Source organism: Sphingomonas sp. Ell38C01, from assembly GCF_055231975.1.
In genome coordinates, this window is the sequence record NZ_JBUYVA010000001.1 from 2,873,993 (window position 1) to 2,889,282 (window position 15,290).

Below are 15,290 nucleotides of genomic sequence, written 5' to 3' on the forward strand. Positions count from 1 at the left end.
TACGGCGGGCGCTACGGTCATGACGATCAACGTGGCGATGGGTTCCCACCGTTCGTCGCACCGCCCGGAATCCCGGCCCCCGGCGCGCCGCCTGGGCCACCGGCGCCCTGCCCCATCATCTGCTGCTGCATCTGCATCTGGCGCAGCACGGTCTCCGGAATGAAATCGAGCAGTTCGACATCGAACACCAGGATCGAGTTCGCGGGGATCGGTCCGGCCGCCTTCGCACCATAGCCGAGCTCGGGCTTGATCCAGAACCGGTACTTCGCGCCCTTGGGCATCAGCTTCAGGCCTTCGGAGAAGCCCTTGACCACGCTGGAAATCGGGAAGGGCGTCGGCTGCTGCGATTTGTCGAAGGTGGTGCCGTCGAGCAACCTGCCCTCATAGTTCACCAGCGCCACGTCGGTGTCGGTCGGCTTCGCGCCGGCACCCGGCGCGATCACCTTGTACTGCAGCCCCGACGGCGTCGTCACCACGCCCTTGGCGCGCGCGTTGCGCGCCAGGAAGTCGTCGCCCTGGAAGGCGAGCGCGGCGGCCGCCACGAAGGCGGCGGCGATCCCGGCCCACAGCCAGACGAGATAGCGGCGACGGGTGGGCGGAATCGGAACGGCGGTCACGGTCGACATGGCAACCCCTTGCAAGAACCTGTTCGCACGGGGCCGCCGGCAGACGCGTGACCGCCGCGCAAGAGAAACACGCGCACCGGCACCGGGATCACGTCCCGCTACCGGCGCGTCGCTTGAATGTTACCGTGCGCCGTCGCGCTCGGCGCGCTTGCGCTCGAGCTTGCGGGCACGACGAACCGCCGCAGCACGCTCGCGCGCGCGCTTCTCCGACGGCTTCTCGTAGTGCCGGCGCAGCTTCATCTCGCGGTACACGCCTTCGCGCTGCAGCTTCTTCTTGAGCGCGCGAAGGGCCTGATCGACGTTGTTGTCGCGGACGATGATCTGCATAAACTCGAATGGCTCCGGCCAGATTTGGGTCTAATGGCTATTGCGGCCGCGAACCGATGGTCCGCGCCGTGAACCCGCCGCCCCTAGCAGCGCCCAAACCCCATTGCAACCCGACAGCCACCCCCCGGCCGTCCTCCTCCACACCGTTGCCGAAGTGACACACCGCGCCATATTCGACGCATGTTGCAGCGGTGAAACCTGCGCGATACGTGGGATCACCACGATCAGGGACATGCTTCAGCTCGCCGAATCCGTGGACCTCGCCACCCGCCTCCTGATCGTCGACGATGATCCCGGTATCCGCGAGTTGACCGCCGCGTTCCTGGCCGCGCACGGCTATGTCGTCGACACGGCGCAGGACGGCGCCACGATGCGCGCCGCACTCGCGCGCCACGACTATGCGCTGATCGTCCTCGACGTGATGATGCCCGGCGAGGACGGGCTGACGATCCTGCGCACGCTCGATCGCGCCACCAGCCCGGCGGTCATCATCCTGTCGGTGATCGGCGAGGAGGTCGACCGGATCGTCGGGCTGGAGATGGGTGCGGACGATTATGTCGCAAAGCCCGCCAACCCGCGCGAGCTGCTCGCCCGCGTGCGCTCGGTCCTGCGCCGAAACACCGCCGCCGGCGCACCGCCGCGTCCCGGCCACCGCGACTATCTCCGCTTCGTCGGCTGGCGACTCGACGCGACCGGGCGCCAGCTGTTCGATCCCGACGACGTCGTCATCAACCTGTCCGACGGCGAGTTCCGCCTGCTCCTGGCGCTCGTCGAACATCCGCGCCGCGTGCTGACGCGCGACCAGCTGCTCGACCTTTCGCGCGGCACCAACGCGGAGCATTTCGATCGCGCGATCGACGTCCAGATCAGCCGCCTGCGCCGCAAGCTCACCCGCGACGACGGTCGGGCCGAAACGGGGGAGCTGATCCGCACCGTCCGCAACGAAGGCTATATGTTCGCCGCCGATGTGGAGCGGCGCTGACATGCCCCGCTCCGTCAGCGGCGCTGACATGCCCCGCTCCGTCAGCGGCGCTGACATGCCCCGCTCCGTCAGCGGCGCTGACATGCCCCGCTCCGCCGCCTCGCGGGGCCGCCCGCTCGCGGCTTCCATCGTCGCGCTCGTCGTCGGCACCGTGCTGGTGTCGACCGCGGTGTATTTCCTCGTCACCTTCAACGGCCCGCCGCCGATGGAGCGCCCGCGTCGCGTCGAGAGCATCGCCTATGCGCTCCGTACGCTCCGCCAGCCCGACGCGCGCGACCGCGCGCTGATCCTGTCGGTCGGGAAGGCACCGCCGGTCGCGGACGACGATTTGCGCGCCAACCCCGCCGCCGCCGCCGCGCTCGCCGCCCGGCTCGGCGTACCCGCTACCGACATCGTCGCGCTGACCGACCGCCGCCTGTCCCCCCGCGGCCTGCGACCGATGCCGCTCCCGCAGGGATTCGACGCGCCCCCCGACTTTCGCCGGCCCGATCTCGAAACCGTCTTCATCGGCCGGTTCGCGTTCGCGTGGCGCGACGGCACCGCATGGCGAGTCGTCGCCAGCCCACGCCTGCCCTTCTTCACCGCGTGGCACATGACGACGCTGGCCGCGATGCTCGCGACGATCGCCGCGCTCTCGCTCGTCGCCTGGGCGCTCGCCCGCGCGATCGCGCGCCCGCTCCGCCAGCTCGCGCGCGCCGCCGAACAGGCACGCGCCGGCGCGACCCGCCCGCGCTTCCCCGGGGGCGGCGCGGCGGAGGTCCGCGCACTCTCCGTCGCGGTCGGCGCGATGCACGACCGGCTGGCGCATCATGCCGAGGCGCGCACCGGCATGCTCGCTGCGATCGCGCACGATCTCGGCACCCCGCTGTCGCGCCTCGCCTTCCGGGTCGAGCAGCTCCCCGACCCCGCGCGCGACCGCGCCGCCGCCGACATCGACGAGATGCGCGCGATGATCGCCGACACGCTGCGATTCGCGCGCGACGAGGCGGGCGAGCGCGACGCCACGCTGGTCGAGTTGTCGTCGCTCCTCGACAGCCTGGTCGAGGACATGGCGGTCGGCGGCGCGGCCATCGCGATCGAGGCGAGCACACGCACCGTCGTGCGCGGCGATCCACGCGCGCTGCGCCGCCTGTTCGCCAACCTCGTCGGCAACGCGGTTCGTTACGGCGACCGCGCGCAGGTCCGCTGCGCGACCGACGGCACCCACGCGATCGTCACCATAAGCGACGCGGGTCCCGGCATCGATCCCGCCCAGGCCGAGCGCCTGTTCGAGCCCTTCGTCCGCGGCGACCCCTCGCGCAACCGCGCCACCGGGGGCACCGGGCTAGGCCTCGCGATCGTCCGCTCGATCGCGACGCGCCACGGCGGCACCGCCACGCTCGCCAATCGCGGCGACCAGCCCGGAGCGATCGCCACCGTCCGGCTCCCGCTCGCGCGCTGAAACATTCCGACACACAGCATTCACGTCGCGACATACGCCGGTGATTCGCCACCGCCAGACAGGCTCCCGAGACCACCGGGAGCCCCGCATGCCGCACCATCACGACACCCACGCCGAGGATCCCCATGCCGGGAACCACGGCCACAGCCTGGCCGAGGACCTCGTCGCGATGGAGCGCCTCGTCGCCCGCCGCCGCGCGCTGAAATGGTTCGCCGGGGCCGGCACAGCCGCGATGATCGCGGGCTGCGGCGGCGAGAGCGCGTCCTCGGGCGTGTCGGTCGTCACCGGCAGCAACGCCACCGCGACGCCTACCCCGACCCCAACGGCCACCGCGACCCCGACCCCCGCGGCGACATCGACCGCGACCGGCTGCCTCGTCGACCCGACCGAAACCGCAGGCCCCTACCCCGCCGACGGCACGAACAGCGCCAGCGGCTCGACCTCGAACGTGCTGACCGCGACCGGCATCTTTCGCTCGGACATCCGCCCCAGCTTCATCGCCTCGACGACGGTCGCCACCGGCGTGTTGCTCAAGATCACGCTGACGGTGGTGAACGTCAACGCAGCCTGCGCGCCGCTCGCGGGCTATGCGGTCTATCTCTGGCACTGCGACCGGCTCGGCAACTATTCGCTCTACACCGCATCGGCGGAGAGCTATCTGCGCGGCGTCCAGGTCACCGACGCCAACGGGCAGGTCACCTTCACCACGATCTATCCCGGCTGCTACGATGGCCGCTGGCCACACATGCATTTCGAGGTCTTCTCCAGCCTCGCCAACGCGCTGGGCGGCCGCTACGCGATCCTCACCTCGCAGCTCGCGATGCCCACGTCCGCGAACAGCACCGTCTACGCGCAGACCGCGCTCTATCCCTCCAGCGCGACCAACTACGCGCGCATCTCGCTGGCGAGCGACAATGTCTTCGCGGACAACAGCTCCGCCCAGATCGCGCAGCAGACCCCCGCCGTCACCGGCAGCGTCGCGGCCGGCTACACCGCCACCGCGCTGATCGGCGTGGCGCGCTAGGAATGATCGCCATTTAGCGCTTTTAGGGTCGCAACGGACGTACAACCCGCTCCGTCACCCCGGACGTGTTCCGGGGCCCACCGTTCCGCGAGAAAAATTCTCTCGAATTTGCGGAGCCATGGATGCCGGAACGAGTCCGGCACGACGACGGAAAGATGGACTCCTGCGATCCGAACCCCTTTCCCGAGATGGCGCGGCGCTACCCTGTCGCTCGCGCCGCCCCGGCCGGTTTGCCCAGGCCGGTCGGGGCACCCTTTCCCCGCACGCGAACTTCTTTGATCCGGCCGGCATGCAGGTCTAAAGACCCCCGCGATGCTGACGCTCTACAACAGCCTGACCCGCTCGCTCGAACCCTTCCGCCCGATCGCGCCGCCCGCGGTCGGCATCTATTCGTGCGGGCCGACGGTCTACAACTACCCCCATGTCGGGAACCTGCGCGCCTATGTCTTCACCGACACGCTGTCGCGCACCCTCACTTGGACCGGGCATGACGTCACCCATGTCCTCAACATCACCGATGTCGGCCACCTGACCTCCGACGCCGACGCGGGCGACGACAAGATGGAGGCCGCCGCGAAGGCTGCCGGGCAGGACATCTGGGCGATCGCGCGCCACTATACCGATGCGTTCAGGCGTAACCTCGCCGATCTCGGCATCCGCACGCCCACGCACATGCCGCTCGCGACCGATCACATCGCGGGCATGATCGCGTTTGGCGAGGCGATCGCGGAGCGCCATTGCTACCGGCTCGACAGCGGGCTCTATTTCGACGTGTCGACCGTCCCCGATTACGGCCGCCTCGCACGCGCGCGGGACGATGCGGGCGAGAGCCGGATCGATCCCGTCGCGGGCAAGCGCAATCCGCAGGATTTCGCGATCTGGCGCACCTCCGCTCCCGGCGAGCATCGCCAGATGGAGTGGGATTCGCCGTGGGGCCGCGGCGCGCCGGGCTGGCATCTCGAATGTTCGGTGATGAGCAAGCAATATCTCGGCGCGCAGTTCGACATCCACACCGGCGGGATCGATCACCGCGAGATCCACCACCCCAACGAGATCGCGCAGAACCAGGCGCATTGCGAGTGTGCCGATACCGGCGCGAACCTGTGGATGCACAACAACTTCCTTGTCGAACGCGCGGGAAAGATGTCGAAATCTTCGGGCGAGTTCCTGACGCTCCAGGCGGTCGTCGATCGCGGCTATCATCCGCTCGCCTACCGGATGCTGTGCCTGCAGGCGCATTACCGGTCGGAGCTCGAATTCTCGTGGGAGACGCTCGCCGCCGCCTCGACCCGCCTGAAGCGCACGCTCCAGGCCGTCGTCGCGCTGCGCGAACGTCCCGAGGCCCCCCCTACCGGCTCCGCCGCGGCGTATCGCGACCAGCTCGAAGCCGCGATGGGCGAGGATCTCAATACGCCCAAGGCGCTGATCGCGCTCGACGCGATGCTGGCGGACAAGCGCGTCTCCCCCGCCGATCGCCTCGCCGCGCTCAAGGATTTCGACGAGGTCCTCGGCCTCCAGCTCGCCACGCTCGAGCGCGCCGACCTGCGCATCAGCCCGGCGAACGCGCAGATCGACGGCTCGGAGATCGTCGCGCAGCTCGCCGAGCGCCGCGAGGCCCGGCTGGCGAAGGACTTTCCCCGCTCCGACGCGATCCGCGACGCGCTCGCGGGGGTCGGGGTCGAGGTGATGGACGGCGATCCGCTGGGATGGGACTGGAAACTATGAAGGCCGTCCTCCCCGCCGCCGCCCGCGCGTTGCTCGAACCGAAGCTCCCCGTCGATCTCGACGTCACCTGGTTCGCGACCCCTGCCGAGGCCAACGCCGCGATCGCCGACGCGGACATCGCCTGGGTCGACATGCAGCCGACCGAGCGCGTCGCAGAGGCGATCCGCCACGCCGGGGCGACCCTGAAATGGGTGTCGACCATCTATGCCGGGCTCGACGCCTTCCCGCTCGACGTCCTCCGCGCGAAGCAGGCGACGATCACCAACGGCGCCGGGATCAACGCCTATGCGGTCGCCGAATATGCGGTGATGGCGGTGCTCGTCGCCGCCAAGCGTTTCGACCATGTCGTCCGCGCGCACGACGCGCATGAATGGCCAAAGGACGCCCCCGGCAAGATCGAGCTGTTCGGCACCAAGGCGCTCGTCATCGGCTATGGCGCGATCGGCAAGCTGATCGGGGAGCGTCTGGAAGCGTTCGGCGTCGACGTCACCGGCGTCACCCGCTCGGGCCGCGACGGCACGATCACGCCCGATTCCTGGGCATCGCGGCTCGGCGAGTTCGACTGGGTCATCCTCGCCGCCCCCTCGACCGATGCGACGAAGACGATGATCGGCGCGCGCGAGCTCGCCGCGATGAAGTCCTCCGCGTGGCTCGTCAATATCGCGCGCGGCGACATGATCGACGACGATGCGCTGATCGCCGCGCTCGGATCGGGCACGATCGCTGGTGCCTTCCTCGACCCCACCAGCCCGGAACCGCTCCCGGCCGATCACCCGCTGTGGGATGCGCCGAACTGCATGATCTCGATGCACCTGTCGGGCCGCAGCCAGACGAAGATGTTCCAGCGCGGCGCCGCGCTGTTCCTCCGCAACCTCGACGCCTTCCGCGCCGGCCGCCCGATGGAAAACGTCGCCGACCTCGACGCGGGGTACTGAGCCGACCCCGTCACCCGGCGAAAGCCGGGGCGACTCCCCCAAAAAAATCCGTTCGTTTCGAACGTAGTCGAGAAACGTGTCACGAACGCTGCGGCATTTGTCGACTACGCTCGAAGCGAACGGGAAAGCCTGAAACCACTCCCGATCGGCGGCCTCACTCCAGCGGCAGATCCCGCGTCGCCAGCACCGCCGGCACATAAGGCACCCCCGCCCCCGCCGGTATGCCTGCGATCTCCGCCGCTATCGCCGCCGCCCGCGCCCTGGACGACGGATGCGTCCGGCTGCGGAACAGGCCGCCGTCCACATCGCCGCCATGCTCGCGCCAGAACCGTACCGCGACGCGCGGATCATACCCGGCATTGCGCAGCAGGTGCACCGACAGCAGGTCCGCCTGCGTCTCCACGGTCCGCGCGATCCGCCCGTTCCGCCCGATCTCCGCGAGCAGACCGCCCTTGACCCCCGCCGCCTCCAGCCGCGCGCGATGCGCCAGCACCACATGCGCGAACTCGTGCGCCACCACCGCCGCGGTCATCTCGTCGGGATAGCGCTCGAAGAACCGCACCCCGATCTGCACCGCGCCCGCATCGGCCTGCGCGGTCATCGCCTCGCCCAGCACCGTCTCGAACCCTACGCGGCATCCCGCCGGCGCCGCCACCATCACCTCGCGCCGCACACCGTCCCGCACCAGCGTCAGCCGCAACGGCGCCACGCCAGGTTGCCGCGCGAGCAACGCCACCGCCGCATCGCGCTCGACGGTGGACGGCGCCCCCGCCCCCGGATCCGTCGCCGCCACCGCCACGCCGTCCACTGCGACGAGCCCATCGTCCGCCCGCACCCCCGCGAGCGCCGCAGCGCTGCCCGGCACGACGCCCTCGACCGCCACCGGCGCCGGGAACCCGAACGTCGCGCGCGCCGCCGTGCGCTGCTCCGGCGCATACATCGCGAGCGACTGCACGATCATCCCCGCCGCGGGCGCCCGTTCGCGACACAGCGCGACGTTCCCCCGCGCCAGCCGGTCGCCGATCGTCGCCAGCCGCAGGTCGATCGAACGCAGCAGCTCGAGCTGCGGATCGGGCGCGACCAGCGCCAGCGACAAAAGGAACATCGACATCCCCGCGCGCTACCGCGCTTGGCAACGCACCGCCAGAGCGTGCATGACGCCGCCATGGATCTGGGACTCAGCGGCCGCACCGCCATCGTCTGCGCATCGAGCCACGGCCTAGGCCGCGCCTGCGCCACCGAACTCGCGCGCGCGGGCGTCCGCCTCGTGCTCAACGGACGCGACGCCGACGCGCTCGCCGCAACCGCCGCCGCAATCCGTGAGGAAACCGGCGCCGACGTCCGCACCGTCGCCGGCGACATCGGCGACGCAGCGATCCAGCAGGCGCTGGTCGACGCGGCGGACGGCGTCGTCGACATCCTCGTCAACAACAATGGCGGCCCCCCGCTGCGCGATTTCCGCCAGCTCGATTCGGCGGCGATCCACGCCGGCCTCGACGCCAACATGGTCACGCCCATAGCGATGGTGCAGCACGTGATCGACGGCATGGTCGAACGCGGTTTCGGCCGCGTCGTCTGCATCACCTCCGCCTCGGTGAAGTCGCCCACCGGCGGGCTCGACCTGTCGAGCGGCGCGCGGATCGGGCTCACCGGCTTCCTCGCAGGGGTCGCGCGGCAGGTCGCGCATGCGGGCGTGACGATCAACTTCCTCCTCCCCGGCTTGTTCGCGACGCGCCGATTGGAGGGCGTCCACGCCTTCGCCGCCAGGGCGCAGTCGATAACCCCCGACGAAGCGGAAGCGAAGAACCGCGACCGCATCCCCGCGCGCCGCTTCGGCGAGCCACAGGAATTCGGCGCCGCCTGCGCCTTCCTGTGCTCCGCGCATGCCGGCTACATCACCGGCCAGAGCCTGCTGATGGACGGCGGCGCCTATCCGGGCGTCCTGTAGCGGCGACACACCCGATCCGCCGCCCCGCCCCAAAGCGGATGTTTATTGCGCGCATCGCCCTTTTCGCGCATTGGCAGCCGCATTTCCGACCACCGAAAGCACCGTGACCATGGCCGCCAACTGGGCCCCCGATAGCTGGACTCGCCACGAGGCGCGCCAGATGCCCGATTATCCCGACGCCGCCGCGCTCGACGCCGCGACGACGCAGCTCGAAAGCTATCCCCCGCTCGTCTTCGCGGGCGAGGCGCGCAACCTGACGACCGATCTGGCGCAGGTGGCGGAGGGCAAGGCGTTCCTGCTCCAGGGCGGCGACTGCGCGGAAAGCTTTGCCGAACACAGCGCGAACAATATCCGCGACACCTTCCGCGTCATCCTCCAGATGGCGGTCGTCCTCACCCACGGGTCGAAGATGCCGGTGGTCAAGCTCGGAAGGATGGCGGGCCAGTTCGCCAAGCCGCGCTCGACCCCGACCGAGACGATCGACGGCGTCGAACTGCCCAGCTACCGCGGCGACAACGTCAACGACATCGCCTTCACCCCCGAATCGCGGATCCCCGATCCGCAGCGGATGGTACGCGCCTATTCGCAGTCGGCGGCGACGCTCAACCTGCTCCGCGCGTTCGCGCAAGGGGGGTATGCGAACCTCCATCAGGTCCATCGCTGGACGCACGATTTCATGGGCCGCAGCCCGTGGGCCAAGAAGTACAGCGAAACCGCGGACCGGATCGGCGAGGCGCTCGATTTCATGGCGGCGTGCGGGATCGATCCCGAGACCGTACCCCAGCTCAACGGCACCAGCTTCTACACCAGCCACGAGGCGCTGCTGCTCCGCTACGAACAGGCGATGACGCGCCAGGATTCGCTGACCGGCGACTGGTACGACACCTCCGCGCACTTCCTGTGGATCGGCGACCGCACCCGGTTCGAGGGCTCGTCGCACGTCGAGTATCTGCGCGGCATCGGCAACCCGATCGGCATGAAGTGCGGCCCCAGCCTCGAGCCGGACGCGCTGTTGCGCATGCTCGACACGCTCAACCCCGCGCGCGTGCCGGGGCGGATGACGCTCATCACCCGCTACGGCCACGACAAGATCGAGGCCGGACTGCCCAGGCTCGTCCGCGCGGTGCAGCGCGAGGGGCATCCGGTCGTCTGGTCGTGCGATCCGATGCACGGCAACGTCGTCAAGGCCGCCAACGGCTACAAGACGCGACCGTTCGATCGCATCCTCGCGGAGGTCCGCGGCTTCTTCGCGGTACACCGCGCGGAAGGCAGCTTCGCGGGGGGCATCCATGCCGAGATGACGGGGCAGAACGTGACGGAATGCACCGGCGGTGCGGTCGACGTCACCGAGCAGAGCCTGGCGGATCGCTACCACACCCACTGCGACCCGCGCCTCAACGCCAGCCAGAGCCTCGAACTCGCCTTCCTGCTGGCCGAGATGCTCAATCAGGAACTGAAAGAGCGGCGCAAGGCCGCGTGATCGAGAGCGGGACGGACACACCAGGGGTCGATCCGGCCGCCTTCGTGATGCCGCCCGGCATCGCGATGCGGCTGGAGCGTCCCGATCCGGCATTCGCCGGCGTCGCCAGCGACTATGTCATGGTCGATTCCGAAGGACCGGAAGCGATGGGCCTCGAAACCTGGGGCCTGCCGCACAATGGCTTTCTGCGGTTCCGCATGTTCGATGCGCCGGTCACGATGACGATCGGCCGGCGTCGCTATCCCGGTATCCCGGTCGACGGACTGTACGGCCCCAGCAACGTCGCGACGAAGATCCTGTCGAACGGCGGTTACTCGGTCGGCATCACTTTTGGGCCGCTGGCATGGTCGCGATTGGTCCGCCGCCCCGCCAACACGCTGCGCAACCACATCACGCATGCGCGCGACGAAATGTGGATCGGCGCGGAGGCGATCGATGCGACCGCCGCGCTGCTGCGCGAGTCCACCGTCCATGACGTCAAGGCGATCTTCGATTCGTTTCTGGCGCGCGCGCTGGGCCCGCCGCATCCCGACGAGCCGATCATCGCCGCCTTCATCGCGCTCGCCGCGGAGGAACATCTGATCGACGTCGCCGATGTGGAGGCGCGGCTCGGCATCGACAGCGCCCGCCTGCGACGGACCACGATCCGCCATCTCGGCTTCCCGCCCAAGACGCTGCTGATCCGCGCCCGTTTCCTGCGCGCCTTTGCGCGCGTCTATGCGGGCGGCGGCGCGGCGGACTATTCGCGGATGGGCGACGAGTATCACGACGCGTCGCATTTCCTGCGCGACGCGCAGATGATCCTCGGGCTCACGCCGCGCCGCGTCCACGCGATGCGCATGCCGTTCCTCGAATATATGATGCGCGCGCGCAACGCCGTCTTCGGCGCGCCCAGCCCCCTTCTCGTCCGCCACCCCAACACCCCCCTTGACGCCCAGCCCCCCGCCCCGTAGAGGCGCGCTTCCGCTCAACGGCCCCTTCGTCTAGCGGTTAGGACGTCGCCCTCTCACGGCGAAAACACGAGTTCGATTCTCGTAGGGGTCACCAGCGACGCGGCAGGCACGGCCCGCCCTTTCCCACGGCTTTGCGACAGACCGATGCGATCGGGAGCCAAGCTGTTCATCGACCGTTCCACCTTATGCGCCTAGACGCGGTAGCGTTTCGCCGCCCGGGCGGACACGGAGACCTGACATGACAGTACCAAGGCTGGGTCGCGGCATCTTGCTGGCAGCGCTGGGATCGGCGACACTGCTGGTCGCCGGCTGCGCGACCCCAACCACCTATCGCCCCGCCACCGGACAGGGCTTCTATCGCACCGGCTATACCGACACGCGGATCGAGCCCAATCGTTACCGCGTCACCTTCGCGGGCAACACGATCACCGATCGCGACGTGGTCGAGCGCTACCTCCTGTTTCGTTCGGCCGAACTGACGCTGCAGAACGGCTACGACTATTTCGTCATGGCGGATCGCGACACCGATCGCCAGGCGCGCACCTATTCGACGCCGGGCGCGTGGGGCGGCGGCTGGGGCGGTGGCGGCCTGGGCTTCGGGGGTGGCGGCTATTGGGGCCCGCGCTGGGGGTTCTACGGCCGCGGCTTCGGCTATCGCGCCTGGGATCCGTTCTGGGGCAGCCCGTGGGGCTGGGGCGGCGGCGGCGCCGACGTCCAGACCGTCGACCGCTACGAAGCCTCTGCCGAGATCGTGATGTTCAAGGGCACGCCCGAGCGCGGCAACGTCAAGGCGTTCAACGCCCGCGCGGTCGCCGATTCGATCGGGCCGACGGTGGTGCTGCCCAAGCCGTAAGGCCCGGCATCACCCGAGACAGGAAAAGGCCCCGCCAGCGATGGCGGGGCCTTTTCTATCCAGGGCCCTTTCCCAAACCCGTTTGCACTGAGCGTGTCGAAGTGCTGCCCTTCTTCTCTACCGTCGAAAAAGAGGGGCAGTGCTTCGACAGGCTCAGCACGAACGGAAGGAAGGGCCAGCTTTCAAACCAGCGCCCCATGGCAATGCTTGTACTTGCGCCCCGACCCGCACGGGCACGGCGCGTTGCGACTCACCACGCCCTCCCACGCCGCGGGATCGTCGCCCAGATCGGGCTGCGGGATCTGCATCGGCGGCAGCTGGCTCGTCACCAGTCCCAGCGTGCCCGCATCCACGTCGTTCGAATTGTCCTCGCCCGAGAACGGATCGAAATGCGTCGTGATGAAGTCGGGCAGTTCGGGAAGCTCGGGCAGCGCCTGCATCTGGAATTGCGCGTGCGCGATCGTGCGCGTCACGTCCTCGCGGATCGTCTCCAGCATCCGCTGGAACAGGCTGAACGCCTCCTGCTTGTACTCGTTGATCGGCGTCTTCTGCGCATAGGCGCGCAGGTGCACCACCTGCCGCAGCGCATCGAGCGTCGACAGATGCTCCTTCCAGTGATGGTCGAGGCTCTGGAGCAGGATCGACTTCTCCACCTGCGTCCACGTCTCGGGATCGAGCTCGCCCGATTTCTCCGCGACCATCTGGTCCGCCTCGGCCTGGACGCGCTCGGTCACCAGCTCGGGATCGATCGCCTCCTCGGTCAGCCAGTCGTCGATCGGCGGCGCCAGGTTCAGCAGCTCGTTCAACTGCTCCTTCATCCCTGCGATATCCCACTGCTCGGGATAGCTGTTGGGCGGGCACGCCGCGCCCACCACCGCGTTCACCGTCTCCGCGCGCATGTCGACCACCACGTCGCCGACCGTCTCGGCATCCATGATGTCGGCGCGCTGCTCGTAGATCACCTTGCGCTGGTCGTTCATCACGTCGTCATATTCGACGACCTGCTTGCGGATGTCGTAGTTGCGCGCCTCGACCTTCTTCTGCGCGGTCTCGATCGCCTTCGACAGCCACTTGCTGCCGATCGCCTCGCCGTCGCCGATGTTGTTGCGCATCATCTTGGCGAACAGCGTGTCGGGCCCGAAGATTCGCAGCAGGTCGTCGTCCAGCGACAGGTAGAACCGGCTCAGCCCCGGATCGCCCTGCCGCCCGGAGCGCCCGCGCAGCTGGTTGTCGATCCGCCGGCTCTCGTGCCGTTCGGTGCCCAGCACGAACAGGCCGCCCGCCTCCAGCACGCGCGCCTTCTCGGCCGCGATCTCCGCCTTGATCTGCGCGATCGCGGCGTCGCGCTCGGGGCCTTCGGGCATCCCCGCCAGCTCGTCGTTGGTGCGGAATTCCAGATTGCCGCCCAGCTGGATGTCGGTCCCGCGCCCGGCCATGTTGGTCGCGATCGTGACCGCGCTCAGCCGCCCGGCCTGCGCGACGATATGCGCCTCCATCTCGTGGTGCCGCGCATTCAGCACCGAGTGGTCGACCCCCTCCTGGTTCAGGAACTCGCTCAGCAGCTCGCTCTTCTCGATCGAGACGGTGCCGACCAGCACCGGCTGGCCCTTTTCGGCATGCTCGCGAATCCGCTTGGCGATCGCGCGGAACTTGTCCTGCGTGTCCTTGTAGAATTCGTCCTCCTCGTCGACGCGCTGGACGGGCACGTTCGTCGGGATCGTGACGACGTTCATCTTGTAGATGTCGAAGAACTCCGCCGCCTCGGTCGCCGCGGTGCCGGTCATCCCCGCCAGCTTGGGATACATGCGAAAATAATTCTGGAAGGTGATCGACGCCATCGTCTGGTTCTCGGGCTCGATCGTCACGCCCTCCTTCGCCTCCACCGCCTGATGGAGCCCGTCGGACCAGCGCCGCCCGTCCATCATGCGCCCGGTGAACTCGTCGATGATGACGACCTTGCCGTCCTTCACGATGTAATCGGTGTCCGCCTTGAACATCATGTTCGCGCGCAGCGCCTGGTTCAGGTGATGCACCACCTGCGTGTTCTCGAAATCGTAGAGATTCTCGCCCTCCAGCAGCCCCGCCGCCTCCAGCATCCGCTCGGCGCGCTCGGTGCCGTCCTCGGTCAGGATGATCGACTTCTGCTTCTCGTCCTTCTCGTAATCCTCGGGAAGGAACTGCTTCACCACCGCATCGACCTGAAGGTACAGGTCGGACTTGTCGTCGGTCGGGCCCGAGATGATGAGCGGCGTGCGCGCCTCGTCGATCAGCACCGAATCGACCTCGTCGACGATCGCCATCGCGAACGGGCGCTGCACCATCGACGTGCGCTCGTACTTCATGTTGTCGCGCAGGTAATCGAACCCGAACTCGTTGTTCGTGCCATAGGTGATGTCGGCATTGTACGCGTCGCGGCGCTGCTCGTCGGTCAGGTTCGGGATGATCGTGCCGGTGGTCAGGCCCAGGAAGCCATAGACCTGCGCCATCCACGCCGCGTCGCGCGCCGCGAGATAGTCGTTGACCGTGATGACGTGGACGCCGTCGCCCGGCAGCGCGTTGAGATAGGTCGCCAGCGTCGCGACCAGCGTCTTCCCCTCGCCGGTCCGCATCTCCGCGATCTCGCCACGGTGGAGCACGATGCCGCCTACCATCTGCACGTCGTAATGCCGCTGGCCCAGCACGCGCCGCGCCGCCTCGCGCACCGTCGCGAACGCCTCGGGCAGCAGCGCATCCAGCGTCTCGCCCGCCGCCAGCCGCTCGCGGAACAGCACCGTCTGGTGCGACAGCGTCGGGTCGTCCATCGCCTGCAGCGTCGGCTCGAACGACGCGATCTTCGCGATGATGGGGTTGAGGGATTTTACATACCGGTCGTTGGACGATCCGAAGAGCGACTTGGCGATGCCACCGAACATGGGCGAGGTTCCTGATACTGAAGCGTGCGCAGCGCCGCTCGTCGCGGGGCCACGCCAAAACGGGGATGATCGAAATAGCCGGCG

At 68.7% G+C, this 15,290-nt stretch carries 13 protein-coding genes and 1 tRNA gene; 10 read left to right on the plus strand and 4 right to left on the minus strand.

Annotated elements, in window-relative coordinates; genetic code table 11:
- Positions 1 to 26: 26 nt before the first annotated feature.
- Together ACV7NO_RS13625 and rpsU are read right to left on the minus strand one after the other, a co-directional pair.
- Complete coding sequence (locus tag ACV7NO_RS13625; protein ID WP_463406512.1) at positions 27 to 626, minus strand: FKBP-type peptidyl-prolyl cis-trans isomerase; 600 nt, start codon at positions 624 to 626, stop codon at positions 27 to 29.
- 120 nt (positions 627 to 746) lie between these two features.
- Positions 747 to 953: a 30S ribosomal protein S21 gene (rpsU, locus tag ACV7NO_RS13630; RefSeq protein ID WP_007404630.1), complete on the minus strand. Its 207-nt coding sequence runs from the start codon at positions 951 to 953 to the stop codon at positions 747 to 749.
- A 232-nt stretch (positions 954 to 1,185) separates the two neighbouring features.
- On the opposite strand from rpsU, the gene ACV7NO_RS13635 reads away from it, so the two are divergent.
- The 5 genes from ACV7NO_RS13635 to ACV7NO_RS13655 all read left to right on the plus strand — a co-directional run bounded on the left by ACV7NO_RS13635 (position 1,186) and on the right by ACV7NO_RS13655 (position 7,060).
- On the plus strand, positions 1,186 to 1,935 hold the full coding sequence (locus ACV7NO_RS13635) for a response regulator (protein ID WP_463406513.1): 750 nt from the start codon (positions 1,186 to 1,188) through the stop codon (positions 1,933 to 1,935).
- 82 nt (positions 1,936 to 2,017) lie between these two features.
- Positions 2,018 to 3,376: a sensor histidine kinase gene (locus ACV7NO_RS13640; RefSeq protein ID WP_463406514.1), complete on the plus strand. Its 1,359-nt coding sequence runs from the start codon at positions 2,018 to 2,020 to the stop codon at positions 3,374 to 3,376.
- Between the two features lie 88 nt (positions 3,377 to 3,464).
- On the plus strand, positions 3,465 to 4,400 hold the full coding sequence (locus ACV7NO_RS13645) for an intradiol ring-cleavage dioxygenase (RefSeq protein ID WP_463406515.1): 936 nt from the start codon (positions 3,465 to 3,467) through the stop codon (positions 4,398 to 4,400).
- A gap of 312 nt (positions 4,401 to 4,712) precedes the next feature.
- Positions 4,713 to 6,125 carry a cysteine--tRNA ligase gene (gene cysS / locus ACV7NO_RS13650; protein WP_463406516.1) on the plus strand — a complete coding sequence of 471 codons (1,413 nt, stop codon included), beginning with the start codon at positions 4,713 to 4,715 and terminating at the stop codon, positions 6,123 to 6,125.
- A complete protein-coding gene (locus ACV7NO_RS13655; protein WP_463406517.1) occupies positions 6,122 to 7,060 on the plus strand; it encodes a D-2-hydroxyacid dehydrogenase in 939 nt (312 codons plus the stop codon). The genes cysS and ACV7NO_RS13655 overlap by 4 nt, the downstream gene beginning before the upstream one ends.
- Before the next feature lie 154 nt (positions 7,061 to 7,214).
- Here ACV7NO_RS13655 and ACV7NO_RS13660 read toward each other — a convergent pair whose 3' ends face one another.
- Positions 7,215 to 8,165, minus strand: coding sequence for a M48 family metalloprotease (locus ACV7NO_RS13660; RefSeq protein WP_463406518.1), 951 nt, complete (start codon positions 8,163 to 8,165; stop codon positions 7,215 to 7,217).
- Positions 8,166 to 8,225: 60 nt separating this feature from the next.
- On the opposite strand from ACV7NO_RS13660, the gene ACV7NO_RS13665 reads away from it, so the two are divergent.
- The 5 genes from ACV7NO_RS13665 to ACV7NO_RS13685 all read left to right on the plus strand — a co-directional run bounded on the left by ACV7NO_RS13665 (position 8,226) and on the right by ACV7NO_RS13685 (position 12,294).
- Positions 8,226 to 9,008, plus strand: a complete 783-nt coding sequence (locus tag ACV7NO_RS13665; RefSeq protein WP_463406519.1) for an SDR family oxidoreductase — start codon at positions 8,226 to 8,228, stop codon at positions 9,006 to 9,008.
- Between the two features lie 109 nt (positions 9,009 to 9,117).
- A complete protein-coding gene (locus tag ACV7NO_RS13670; RefSeq protein WP_463407355.1) occupies positions 9,118 to 10,488 on the plus strand; it encodes a class II 3-deoxy-7-phosphoheptulonate synthase in 1,371 nt (456 codons plus the stop codon).
- Positions 10,485 to 11,441, plus strand: coding sequence for a hypothetical protein (locus tag ACV7NO_RS13675; RefSeq protein WP_463406520.1), 957 nt, complete (start codon positions 10,485 to 10,487; stop codon positions 11,439 to 11,441). The genes ACV7NO_RS13670 and ACV7NO_RS13675 overlap by 4 nt, the downstream gene beginning before the upstream one ends.
- 19 nt (positions 11,442 to 11,460) lie before the next feature.
- Positions 11,461 to 11,535 (plus strand) — tRNA-Glu (locus ACV7NO_RS13680).
- A 144-nt stretch (positions 11,536 to 11,679) separates the two neighbouring features.
- Positions 11,680 to 12,294 (plus strand): CC0125/CC1285 family lipoprotein, encoded by a 615-nt coding sequence (locus ACV7NO_RS13685; protein ID WP_463406521.1) that lies wholly within the window; start codon positions 11,680 to 11,682, stop codon positions 12,292 to 12,294.
- Between the two features lie 182 nt (positions 12,295 to 12,476).
- Here ACV7NO_RS13685 and secA read toward each other — a convergent pair whose 3' ends face one another.
- Positions 12,477 to 15,206 (minus strand): preprotein translocase subunit SecA, encoded by a 2,730-nt coding sequence (gene secA / locus ACV7NO_RS13690; protein ID WP_463406522.1) that lies wholly within the window; start codon positions 15,204 to 15,206, stop codon positions 12,477 to 12,479.
- Positions 15,207 to 15,290 lie beyond the last annotated feature (84 nt).

What these genes read in the sequence shown, in the direction of transcription:
- ACV7NO_RS13625 (WP_463406512.1), bottom strand. Translation starts at nt 626, where the DNA reads ATGTCGACCGTGACCGCCGTTCCGATTCCGCCCACCCGTCGCCGCTAT.
- rpsU (WP_007404630.1), bottom strand. Translation starts at nt 953, where the DNA reads ATGCAGATCATCGTCCGCGACAACAACGTCGATCAGGCCCTTCGCGCG.
- ACV7NO_RS13635 (WP_463406513.1), top strand. Translation starts at nt 1,186, where the DNA reads ATGCTTCAGCTCGCCGAATCCGTGGACCTCGCCACCCGCCTCCTGATC.
- ACV7NO_RS13640 (WP_463406514.1), top strand. Translation starts at nt 2,018, where the DNA reads ATGCCCCGCTCCGCCGCCTCGCGGGGCCGCCCGCTCGCGGCTTCCATC.
- ACV7NO_RS13645 (WP_463406515.1), top strand. Translation starts at nt 3,465, where the DNA reads ATGCCGCACCATCACGACACCCACGCCGAGGATCCCCATGCCGGGAAC.
- cysS (WP_463406516.1), top strand. Translation starts at nt 4,713, where the DNA reads ATGCTGACGCTCTACAACAGCCTGACCCGCTCGCTCGAACCCTTCCGC.
- ACV7NO_RS13655 (WP_463406517.1), top strand. Translation starts at nt 6,122, where the DNA reads ATGAAGGCCGTCCTCCCCGCCGCCGCCCGCGCGTTGCTCGAACCGAAG.
- ACV7NO_RS13660 (WP_463406518.1), bottom strand. Translation starts at nt 8,165, where the DNA reads ATGTTCCTTTTGTCGCTGGCGCTGGTCGCGCCCGATCCGCAGCTCGAG.
- ACV7NO_RS13665 (WP_463406519.1), top strand. Translation starts at nt 8,226, where the DNA reads ATGGATCTGGGACTCAGCGGCCGCACCGCCATCGTCTGCGCATCGAGC.
- ACV7NO_RS13670 (WP_463407355.1), top strand. Translation starts at nt 9,118, where the DNA reads ATGGCCGCCAACTGGGCCCCCGATAGCTGGACTCGCCACGAGGCGCGC.
- ACV7NO_RS13685 (WP_463406521.1), top strand. Translation starts at nt 11,680, where the DNA reads ATGACAGTACCAAGGCTGGGTCGCGGCATCTTGCTGGCAGCGCTGGGA.
- secA (WP_463406522.1), bottom strand. Translation starts at nt 15,206, where the DNA reads ATGTTCGGTGGCATCGCCAAGTCGCTCTTCGGATCGTCCAACGACCGG.